Origin of the sequence: Flavobacterium frigoritolerans (assembly GCF_025847275.1) — a bacterium.
Taxonomy (GTDB): domain Bacteria; phylum Bacteroidota; class Bacteroidia; order Flavobacteriales; family Flavobacteriaceae; genus Flavobacterium; species Flavobacterium frigoritolerans.
In genome coordinates this window covers 1-10,764 of record NZ_JAOZEV010000037.1, presented here as the reverse complement: position 1 = coordinate 10,764, position 10,764 = coordinate 1, and the positions used below count along the sequence as shown (strand labels likewise).

The 10,764-nt window shown below is 33.1% G+C and carries 14 protein-coding genes; 2 read left to right on the top strand and 12 right to left on the bottom strand.

Annotated elements, in window-relative coordinates; all coding sequences use genetic code 11:
• Nucleotides 1-53 precede the first annotated feature (53 nt).
• Entirely contained in the window at nt 54-263 is a 210-nt protein-coding gene (locus tag OIU80_RS20565) for an acyl carrier protein (RefSeq protein ID WP_264288843.1), read from the bottom strand.
• A 6-nt stretch (nt 264-269) separates the two neighbouring features.
• On the bottom strand, nt 270-527 hold the full coding sequence (locus OIU80_RS20560; protein WP_264288842.1) for a hypothetical protein: 258 nt from the start codon (nt 525-527) through the stop codon (nt 270-272).
• 387 nt (nt 528-914) lie between these two features.
• On the opposite strand from OIU80_RS20560, the gene OIU80_RS20555 reads away from it, so the two are divergent.
• Together OIU80_RS20555 and OIU80_RS20550 are read left to right on the top strand one after the other, a co-directional pair.
• Nucleotides 915-1,322, top strand: coding sequence for a helix-turn-helix domain containing protein (locus OIU80_RS20555; RefSeq protein WP_264288841.1), 408 nt, complete (start codon nt 915-917; stop codon nt 1,320-1,322).
• A 330-nt stretch (nt 1,323-1,652) separates the two neighbouring features.
• Nucleotides 1,653-2,864: a tyrosine-type recombinase/integrase gene (locus OIU80_RS20550; protein ID WP_264288840.1), complete on the top strand. Its 1,212-nt coding sequence runs from the start codon at nt 1,653-1,655 to the stop codon at nt 2,862-2,864.
• 13 nt (nt 2,865-2,877) lie between these two features.
• On the opposite strand, the gene OIU80_RS20545 is transcribed toward OIU80_RS20550, so the two are convergent.
• From OIU80_RS20545 to OIU80_RS20500, 10 genes are all read right to left on the bottom strand, one after another.
• The gene (locus OIU80_RS20545; RefSeq protein ID WP_264288839.1) at nt 2,878-3,867 is read right to left on the bottom strand and encodes a V-type ATP synthase subunit I domain-containing protein; all 990 of its coding nucleotides are present in this window, start codon (nt 3,865-3,867) and stop codon (nt 2,878-2,880) included.
• Nucleotides 3,868-4,167: 300 nt separating this feature from the next.
• On the bottom strand, nt 4,168-4,500 hold the full coding sequence (locus tag OIU80_RS20540; protein WP_264288838.1) for a hypothetical protein: 333 nt from the start codon (nt 4,498-4,500) through the stop codon (nt 4,168-4,170).
• 29 nt (nt 4,501-4,529) lie between these two features.
• The gene (locus OIU80_RS20535; protein ID WP_264288837.1) at nt 4,530-5,354 is read right to left on the bottom strand and encodes a hypothetical protein; all 825 of its coding nucleotides are present in this window, start codon (nt 5,352-5,354) and stop codon (nt 4,530-4,532) included.
• A gap of 4 nt (nt 5,355-5,358) precedes the next feature.
• The gene (locus OIU80_RS20530; protein WP_264288836.1) at nt 5,359-5,583 is read right to left on the bottom strand and encodes a hypothetical protein; all 225 of its coding nucleotides are present in this window, start codon (nt 5,581-5,583) and stop codon (nt 5,359-5,361) included.
• Between the two features lie 103 nt (nt 5,584-5,686).
• A complete protein-coding gene (locus OIU80_RS20525) occupies nt 5,687-7,924 on the bottom strand; it encodes a zincin-like metallopeptidase domain-containing protein (RefSeq protein ID WP_264288835.1) in 2,238 nt (745 codons plus the stop codon).
• Nucleotide 7,925: 1 nt separating this feature from the next.
• A complete protein-coding gene (locus OIU80_RS20520; RefSeq protein ID WP_264288834.1) occupies nt 7,926-8,408 on the bottom strand; it encodes a hypothetical protein in 483 nt (160 codons plus the stop codon).
• Nucleotides 8,409-8,420: 12 nt separating this feature from the next.
• The gene (locus tag OIU80_RS20515) at nt 8,421-8,975 is read right to left on the bottom strand and encodes a hypothetical protein (protein WP_264288833.1); all 555 of its coding nucleotides are present in this window, start codon (nt 8,973-8,975) and stop codon (nt 8,421-8,423) included.
• Nucleotides 8,972-9,328 (bottom strand): hypothetical protein, encoded by a 357-nt coding sequence (locus tag OIU80_RS20510; protein ID WP_264288832.1) that lies wholly within the window; start codon nt 9,326-9,328, stop codon nt 8,972-8,974. Before OIU80_RS20510 ends, OIU80_RS20515 begins: the two co-directional genes overlap by 4 nt.
• On the bottom strand, nt 9,325-10,023 hold the full coding sequence (locus OIU80_RS20505) for a glycoside hydrolase family 19 protein (RefSeq protein WP_264288831.1): 699 nt from the start codon (nt 10,021-10,023) through the stop codon (nt 9,325-9,327). The genes OIU80_RS20510 and OIU80_RS20505 overlap by 4 nt, the downstream gene beginning before the upstream one ends.
• A 102-nt stretch (nt 10,024-10,125) precedes the next feature.
• The coding region (locus tag OIU80_RS20500) for a peptidoglycan-binding domain-containing protein (RefSeq protein WP_264288830.1) at nt 10,126-10,764 on the bottom strand (639 nt) is incomplete at its 5' end.

Genomic DNA, 10,764 nt, shown 5'->3' with positions numbered 1-10,764 from the left:
GCGTAATACGCCCGAATGCGTCTAGGAATTTTCAGCATTTGCTGGAGGTATTTTTATGCTTTACTTTTTTTCTTGAAATGTGTTGCCAATAGATATTCTGTAACACTTTCTTGCGTCCAGTTTTCTAAGGGCATTGGTTCTTTTTCTTTCTGGACCTTTATTTTTCCAAATTCTTTATCAATACACAAGGCTAATTCTTTCAGTTCCTCAGAGGAAAGAAAGATTTTAGCATTGTGGAACATTGATAATACTTTTGGATTCATATAAAATTATTTTTTGGATAACTTTTTACGCTTAAGCGCCATTGCTTTTTTTTCTAGTATGGTTTTATTTACCAATTGCATAATTGCTAATTCTACAAGTTCATTTTCGCGAAATCCATTAGTAATCATACGAATACTCTCTACATAGAAAGGCTTACCTTTTTCGTTTTTAAGTCCCTTCTTTTTTAGATAAGGCATCACTTTAGGTGTGTATTGACGTCCTAATATTTCAATCAGTAGCCTTTTTTCTTTTTTAGAAATCATATCTCTAGTTGTATTTGATAATTAAAATTCTTTTGCAATTCCAGTATATCCTTATTTTGTAAATCATCATTGAAAGGCACATAAATGGTTTTCAAATTAGGATTATACCTAACTCCCACCTTACCAATCTTTTGATGCAAACGATAACGTCTGTTTTCTTTTGCTGTCCTTATGGATTTCCGTAAAACTTGGCACTCGTTTTGCATTACTTTTACTTATTAGGCTCTTATGAAAAGATTTAAAACTTTTGCATCATGTTTTTTACTACTTTCGTGGGTATGTCTATTACGAATATCAGTAACACACTAGTAACGTTTTGATACTGTAAATGTAATTACATTTTGAATACAAAAATACAATTTTGAGTACATTTTACAATTATTTTTTATGAATTTAGATAAAACATTGATTTTAAATAAGTTAAAAAACTACTATTCATTTAAAAAGGATAGTGATTTTGCTAGATTTTTAGAAATAAAACCGCAAACTTTAGCTTCATGGTACTCAAGAGGTACTTTTGACATAGATATTTTATATGCAAAATGCAATAACATTTCAGCTGATTTTTTACTAACGGGTAAAGGTGAAATGTTTAAAGGAATTGAAATTCCTGTCGAAAATGCTAAAAACTTAGTAGAAAAAATGAACCTACTAGAAGAACAAAATGAAATACTAAAAGACAGTAAGACACAATTACAGGAAATAATTGTGTTGTATAAAGAAAAAATAGAGTTTATAGAGAGAAAATTGCACGATTGTGAAGACGAAAAAAAACATATTAAAAATATTAGTTAAATGGCTATGTTTTAACATATTAATCTTATAACAGAGACATTTACCTAAAACAAACTGCAATTACACATATAATCAAAATTCAGATTTTAAACAAAATTTTAACAAAAAACACATTTTAATCCAAGAATTCAAGAACACTTAAACGAACACGATTTACATTTTTTTAACAAAAAAAAGCTTTGTAAACGCCAATAAATACAGGGGAAAAAATAGGGTTTCAAATTCATAACCCTGAGGTCCCGAGTTCAAATCTCGGTCTCGCTACGAAGCTTAAAAGGCTAAAAATATAGATTTTATGCGGTTTTAAAGAAATTTAAAACCGCTTTTTTTATGTCAAAAATTCGACACCTCTTAACTAAAGAATACGCTAACGCATACGATTTGACTTATAAGAAACTATATTCTTCCCCAAGTATTTACGATGCTAAAGGCGACTTATCAAAGCGCTGGTACGTCTATTATTCCTTTCGAAATCCTGAAACTGAAAAACTAGAAAGACAAACTCCCATTTATTCGGGAGTAAATCAATTCAAAACTGTTAAAGAACGTAAAGAAGCAATAAAAATTCTCGCTAAGGCAATCGAAACGATTCTCGAAAATGGTTATAATCCTTATGATGATTCTATTTCTGTCGATGAATCAAAAAAATACAACATTCCCGATGCTATTACTTTTACATTAGAGCTAAAGAAAAATTCATTAAAAGAAAATAGTTACCGTGATTTTAGAGTTAGAGTAAAATCATTTGAAAAGTGGCTTCTGTTAAATGGCTATGAAAACAGATACATTACAAGTGTAAATAAAAAGGCTGTAATTGGTTTCTTAAATGATGTTTTGACTGCGACAAGCCCAAAAAACAGAAATAACACAAGAGCCAATCTATCCATGTTCTTTCAAACTCTCGAAGACAATGATATAATTACAGACAATTTCATAAAAAAAATCAATGTTTTAAAATCTACTCCTGAGAGAAATAAAACATTTAGCACCGAACAAGAGAAAGACATATTACAATATCTACTAAAGAATGACACTCTTTTGCTTTTATTCATTCAATTTGTTTCACTTAATCACTTGCGCCCAATTGAAGTTGTTAGATTAAGAATAAAGGACATTAATATAAAAGATAGACTTATTTATGTTCGAGCTAAGAACAAGCCTGTAAAAACCAAAATCATTCCTGAAATTCTATTAAATCAATTACCTGAATTAGATAAGTATGATGGAGAAAGTTTTTTATTTACTCCTAAAGGAATAGGCTTCGAGTGGACAACCAACGAAACAGATAAACGTGGTTATTTCGGGGATCGATTTAAAAAAGTAAAGGATAGCTTGAAACTAAGCAAAGATTACGGTCTTTATAGTTTCAGACATACTTTTATAACCAAGCTATATAAAGAATTGGTTAAAAATAGCACGCCAAACGAAGCAAAAAGCAAATTAATGTTGATTACTGGACATACAACAATGAGTGCATTAGAGAAATATTTACGTGATATTGATGCAGTGCTTCCTGATGATTATTCTGAACATATAAAATAAAATTTAGACTTTTTTAATTTCGATTTACACTCAAATAGTCATTGATTGAGTTTAATAAAGTCTGCTTAGCTTTTAATGCATTGTCTTGCTTTTGAATCTCAATTTCGTACCTTCTAATCTCTTGGTCAATCCTTTGAATCTGAGATTTTATTTCATTCCTTAATCTTCTTTGGCTTTCAGGTAGCTCTGTACTTTCACCTATTCTTTGACCAAAATCCTTAAATATCTTTGACAATTGCAATAAAGTTGAGCCTGCTGTTATTTTGTCAGCGATAACACCATCTCTAATTGTTTGAGCAACCACAAGAGCATTAAAATCTCCTGTCTTGAGTGTTTGGTCAAGAATCTCACGTGAATATGTCGCTACTGGATTAGGAGGGAGGTTCATTTCAATTAAATCTAAAAGAAAATTAGAAAAGGCGTTTATTTGAGAAGCTAAAACACCAATTAATAAAACGTTGTCTTGTTGACGCCACCAAGTCTTATCTAATAACTCAGACTTTATTTTCTCCATATCCTTCTTAGCTTGAATTGATAAATTACGCTCCTTAATAATTTTATCAAATTGCACTTGAACTTCATTATCTCTATAATTCCCCAACTTTACTAAATACTCTTGTCTTTGCCTCTCTTTTTCTGCTGCTAAACGAAGCTTTTCTTGTTCTAATCTTTCTTGTTCTTGCCTTACTCTTTCTTGTTCTTTCTTTATTCTTTCTTGCTCTGCTTCTAAACGAGCTTTTTCTGCAGCACGTTGTTGTTGCTGTTGTTGAGCAAGAGCAATTTGTTGTTGTTGAAGTTGCTGTTGTTGTTGAAGTTGCTGCTGTTGTTGAAGTTGCTGCTGCTGCTGTTGTTGCTGTTGCTGTTGCTGTTGTTGCCTTTGCTGTTGCTGGAGCTGCTGGATTTGTCTATTTTGCTCTGCCTGTCTCTGTTGATTCCAACTGTAGCCATCTTGGGCATAAGTAAATAATGGTAAAAAGAGTAAGATTAAAATAATTTTTTTCATATTTAAATAGCCTTTAAAATTCATAATCATTTCCACACAATAAACTTAAAAACAAATAGTTAAGCCGATTTACATATGACGAATATATAAATTTTTCATTATATTTAACCATTTTAACAATACTTTTTACACTAACTATTATTTAGATGTTTTTTTAGCATTTATAAAATAGCTCAAAATCTTAATAAAAATGGAATCACAAATAAAGCTAAAGAGAATCAAAACTTTTCTATATCAGATTGTTGCTTCTTTTCAGTAGAAATATATAAAAAAACGCATCAAATTTAATTAACAAAAGTTTCAAACCGTCTTCCATCCTACTCTAGTAATATTTTCAGCAGGATAAGTTATATGAACTTCAAAAGGAATTTCATTTTTTCGTTTGTCTAGAATTTTTAATTGATATGGTTTTATATTTTCAAAATTATGAAACACACAAATCCATTTGCTACCCTTATTACGAATACCTAAAATACAATGTACTCTAAGTTCATGGGGCTTTTGATATAATTGGATACTACTAAGAGTAGCGGGTTCGAGATGCATAAAAATACTTCTCATTTTCTCAACTTGTTCTGAAGTAAAAGGCATAGTCAAAGATAAAAAAAATGCCGTTACAAATAGCAACGGCATTTTTCAATAAAAACAAAGCTAACAGTGTTTTAAGATGGCATTGCTTCTAATTCTGGAACATTTTTCCAACGAACATAGAAACTAAGCGGGTCTTCGGTAGCTTTTAAAGATCGAACAGTCAAAGTATCTCTAATAGCATCATCTTGATAATCAGCAGTAGAAACAAAATAGGTAGGATCAGCATTTAAAAGAGTAAAAGTATTACTATCAGGATTGACAATAAAATACACATCAAAATTTTCTCTACGTGTACTAATAAAGAGCCTAATAAACATATCATCCAAAGAAATTAAAGACTCTACCTGTAATCCCATTTCAGTATCAGGAATCAAATCGCTTCCTCCAAAATAAGGCTTAAAGTACGGTTCTAAAGATTCCTCTAAATAACCGCCATATTGAATTTTAAATCCCCAACGTTCACCATAAACATTCTTTAAACGTATAAACTTTGAATTTTTAGTGGTTAAACTTTTAGTATAAACAAACGTAGGTCTAACGACACCATACAAACTGCATTTACCATTACTAGGAGCATCCGAACCACCATCACCAGAGCTTTTAAAAAAGAAAAACTTTTTAGATAATTCAAGTAAAAAATCATTGAAATCTCTAGCTTTAATCATCGGAATACATTCATTGCAATTAACCTGTGTATAATCCAGTACTAAAGGATTTTCCCCAAATGTAGCGTTTGATTGAATTTTAAATTTGTTTGGGGCTTCAGGAATTCTCAAAAGATTTTGAGCAGGATTAAAAGAAGTAATTAAGGTGTCGTCTAATTTCATTAACAATACATTGCCGTTATTATCTTTGACGAGCTTTAATATTCTTGTATCGGGATTTGCAGCACTCATTTTTTTACTTTTTAGATTTTGAAGCCTTTTTTACTGTTTTCTTTTTAGCCACTTTCTTTTTTACTGGTTTGGCTTTCGCTGTAACAGCTTTTACTTTTACGATTTTACCGCCTTTAATGTATTTGAATCCTTTCTTTAATGTCCCATCGGATTTAAGCCCTGTCCCTTTAATAACACTACTACATACTTTCTTTAAGCCTTTTACTGTTGGTTTTTTCTTTACTGCCATGATTGATTATTTTTTTGATTGATGATTATTGAATTGTAGATTTTTAAGCCGAAATTCCCTGGAGAAATGCGCTGCCGGTTTTCAATAAAATCTACTTTTTTTATTAATTTACTGTAAATGATAATTTTTTAGTCCTTAGTGGTTCTGCCACAGCTTCGGGTTCGTCCCCTTGCAACTTTTTATTGAAAATATTGAATTTCAAAGTGTCGAGCGGTTTATTTTGGTAACGGTTCTTATCTGCCCAAATGTAATTTTGCCTGTAATCTGCTTTCTTTTCGGTAAAGAGAACTACATCGGCATCAAACTGACTTTTACTACCGCCACGCATTTTGCCATCTGTAGTTTGTTGGAAAATAACAATGAATAATTTTCCGTCGTACTTCTTTCTTAAATCCTTATCCACTTCAAAGCCTTTGTGCATTTCCTGCATTTTAGAGAAACTATCGATTATGATAATGTCATTGTTTCGGATGAGTTTATCCAAATCAGAAACACTTTTAATCTCAGGGGCTTCGATGTTTTGCAATGCCTTTGCGTTTAAATACTCTTCGGCTTTATTGTAATACAAACTACTCTCTGGATGCTCTTCGATACTGGCATGACCTACTTTATAATTCTGCGCTAAGGCATTCATAAACTGGAAACACATTCTAGTTTTCATCGAACCCTGACCGCCAGTAAGAGAGATTACAATACTTTCTTTTTCTTTATGTTCAATTTCTCCTAAGAACTCCGCAATGTCTTTGTTCTCAATTTTAAAGTAATCTACTTTGGTAGGCTTGTTTGCCATTTTATAGGCTAGAGAATTTCGGTTTACATTTTCCTTTGCAATGGGCTTTGAAACGATTGCCTTTTCTTTGATTGCCTTTTCTTTGATTGCCTTTACAATTGTTTCTTTTATAACAGATTCTTTCTTTCTTCTATCTGCTCCACTGAGTCCTCCGAACAAATCAGGTTGTTTGATTTTTTGCTTTGCCTTTCTTTTTACAATAGGCTTTGCAATTGTCTTTTTAACAGGTCCTACTTTCGGGCTTGGTTCAATAATGGGTTTTTCTATTGTCTTTTCTTCTACCTTTTCTTTAGTTTCAGCGTTTGCAACTTCACGTCCTAAAATATGATTGCTTGCCTTTTGAGCCTGTGCCGATGCTTTTAAGAAAAAACGATTGTCGTCGTTTAATTCATCTATTAAATGATTATTCCAACTCTTTAAATACTTAGCGGAATTTTCTTTGGTATGGAATAATATTCCTGATTCGCTACAAAGAAATACCGCTCCGAGTTCTGCAATTAATTCCTCAAAGGCATAATTTCCGCTCCCTCCACCGTTTCTCGTTCCTGTCATATCTCTATTCAAACGATGCTCCGCTCCTGTACTGTGTACTGCTTCATGAAAGAAAGTAGAATAATAAAAGGCTTCACTGGTGAAAGCTTCGATAGTTGGCATATTTAACTCGTCTGTACTTGGACGGTAATAGGCTCTATCACCAATATTGGTATATTTAGGCGGGGTCTTAAATCCGTCGATGATTGCCTGAGCTTCTGCTATCGGATTTGTTATTTTTCTTTCTTTTACAGCAGGAAATTTCAATCCCTCGCAATCATCGGCACGAAATACATTATAATATTTTAAAACTGGGAACTTGGTTAGGTTCTTTTTTAAATCCTCTTTTGTAAGTGAGTTCGATTTCACAAAATCCCCGAACTTTTTATTGTCGTTGGTTTTAAATTTCAAATGCTCACTATGGTAATCATGAATTAGCGTATAATAAATCACACGCCTTGCTTTACTGCCTTTTTTAAGCTTTACTTTGGCTTCCTCAATTTGATTAAAGGTTAAATAGTAGGGCTGTATAAAATCCGCAGGAACTAAATAAGGTTGTTTGTTTTCATCAAACTTAATATCAAAATTCAAAATGAAGTTTGCCCCTGTGTACTCCTTTTTAGAAACATAATTCATAACTGAATTACTAGCCCCCGAACCTGTCCATTCTTTTTGCCAAGGCAAATGCCCTACTTTATTAATTGTATTGATAATCAAATCCGTGATGTAGTTGTAAATCTCATCAGGAGAAACGGCATTTAATCCGTCGTTATGGTTCTCCGAAATATACTCAAGCGTAGGTAATAGCATTTCTGCATCAACTCCATTTAATCCGTAAGGCTCTATTAAATTATTGATTTCAATTAGAAAAGTATCATCGGCAAAGGCTTGCAGTACTTTTATAACACGCTTGGAAACAACGGTATGTTTTTCCTTTTCGGCTTTCATAAGCAAATCTTCAAGCGTTTTTCTTGACACGATAAGCCCATTAAGGCTATTGAATTCTTGTGCTAATGTCATTTTAAGAAATTTTATGTTCCGTACCCAAGATGCTTACAATAACTTCAATTCGAATATCGCTACTATTAAAGTTACTGACATTTAAAGCTCCAAGCACGTTAGTTATGGCGGTTTGCAAATCCATTTGAACGGGTACATTCGGAATTATAGTACTGGAATTAGGCGCAATATTTATCGCTTTTACATTCACGTTTGCCGATCCTAAAAGCATATTTTTTTTATCGTAAAACAAAATTCGCTTTAGGGTTACTGCCGTAAGCTGTGCGCTAAAATGCTGTGCTGTCGGATTTACTAATTTCAAATCCAGATTGAAAGTAACAAACGGTTTTCCGTCGTTCCACTTCGCATCCAATTTCTTAAAAGCTACTGGATATATCTTGACAAACTCAAATTGTTTGATTATCTTTTTCACTCGTTGCTCTAAATAAAAATATCCTGCAATGGCTAGTATTCCTGCTCCAATAACTATTTTTTTGACACTCATTTGTTTGATTTTTTAAATAAAGATTCTCGAAATACGATAGCAGATATAGAGCATTGTTGCAAAACCAATTGAGGCAAGTATTTTAACCCAAAGAGGAATATATTTTACAGGAACATATTTAATTTGTTTATCGCCTTTGATGTAGATATACTCTTTGTTTGTAGCTGTATTTACATTTTTGGTCTGTGCTATTTTCTGCCATGCTACAATTTGATTCCGTAAACTATCGTAATAAATCCCTGCTTCGTTATCTCCTGATTTTTTATGACTATTCAGCAGTTGTAATACTCGCTGTAATTCTGCTTTGGCTATGCTGTCACATTCGGGCTTTGCCGTTTGGACTTTCGGGAGTTGTATTTTTAAAGTATCGTTTATAGACTCACTGATAACAGTTGTTTTGATGCTATCCTTTTTACTGGCTATAACTGTTTCAACTTCGTGTGTGTTTTCAATTGGTTTGGCTTTGCAACCGTGTAAAGCGATACAAAGAGCGAAATAAAACGCTATAAATAAAACTACTTTTAAAAATAGCTTCATGGGATTCTCTGGACTCGTACTCGTACTCATGATTTTTTTATTTTTAGCTTCAGCATGGCTTTTAATCCATCGAAAAAACTGCTTATTAATGCTTCTACTTCACTATGTATTAAGGTGGAGAGTGAACCGCCCCAAGCGCAAATCACATAGGTAAACATCTTGTTGATACTCAAATATTGGTCGCAAACAGCATAGACGGAGAATGCAACAAAAAAACTGATAGCTGCTTCGGCTAAAAACCAACTAAGGCGTGGCTTCTTTCCTTTTTGAATGGCTAGGTAAATTTTCATAAAAACCCCTGCCAGTACTACTATTAGAAATAAAAAATAATCCTGATAGTATTTGAGTTCGCTTATGATTTGATTTAAGATTGTATTTTTCATATTAGTTTTTTTTGGTTATAAGGTGAAAGCCAATTCCAAGCGTAGCTAGTGATGCTAGTAAAATTAGGTAGGGGTTTCGCTTTTTTTTTTAATAACTCCAAACTGATGTTTTGGGCTTTGTAGAAATTAAACTTTGCAACCCTGTCGGCTAGTCCGTTGGTTTTTCCGTTCACTTTTTGAGTTATCTGTGTCATTAAATTAGCATCTGCGAGCGGATTTAATTTTTTATACACCGAAAAAAACCAAGCGGCACAATCCACGGCAATGGCTGTCTGAAAAAGTAAATCGGGATTATTTACTACATCATGACCCGAGTACTTTTTGTAATCTTCGTATGTTCCCTTACCTGTTAGCTGTATAAAACCACGCCCTCTATATTTCCATCCGTCCCCACTGGCAATAGTACCATTACCATTTTTATTTGCATAACCGATATTGGCTATCATTTGTTGATTGGCTTTGTACTCGGTGGTTCTACCGTATTTCTTTGCTTCAGCTAATGTCAGGCGAGAATTAAACGGACTGGTGGACAATAGCCCTTGCGGGCTATAATTCAGGTTCTCTACAACCCTTGTAAAATTGCCTGATTCATGCGATACTTGCGCTAAAAAGTGGGCTATCCTAATGGGTGTATTTACACCGTATCGTACAAATGCATTAAAAAAAATGCTACTGTTGTCTAAAATAAAACTCATTATAAAATCACTTTTCTAGGGGTTACTTTTGGTTGTGTCAGGAAATAAACAAATCCTGTGAGTGCTACTGCACCGATGATTAATTTTTCTGTTGCTCCCATTTTAATATCCTTTTACAGCATTGGCGTTTACAAAATAATACACGTTATCGCGATTGATTAAATATTGTCCGCCTACTTTAGAACCAACAAAAACACCCAGATGCTCCCCATAATTAAAACTACCACCCATAAAAGGTTTTGTTCCTGTATTGAAATACGTACCGTTTGCTGTCTTTTTAGCATTGAAAAGACTAATGCTGTTTGCATTTGCCATTAGTTTTTGCCCTTTTCTTGGCGCAACTAGCGCAGTAGGAATTTCTTTCGATGTAGTTTTTGTAGGCATTTTTAAATAGGCATTGAGGCTAATTTTTGAAACTCCTTTTTTGCTTTGCAAAGCCGTAAGGGTATTTGCTCCAAAATTGCCATCGATAGTAATACCTAACAATCTTTGTAATTCTCTAACTTCAACCCCTTTGATTCCTTTGCCTAATACTTTGTTTTTATTTAAAACTGCTCCTGTCTTTGGTAGGGAATTCGTAGGTCTATCTAGGACTACTGGTGGTGGTTCTGGAATATCGGTTAAAAATTCCTGCTCTTTTTCATCCTTCTTTTTTTCCCAATACAAGTAGCCTACAAGTCCGATTCCGACCACTCCAACGCCTATTAATACTTTATCTTCATTTTTCACTTTCATGCTTTC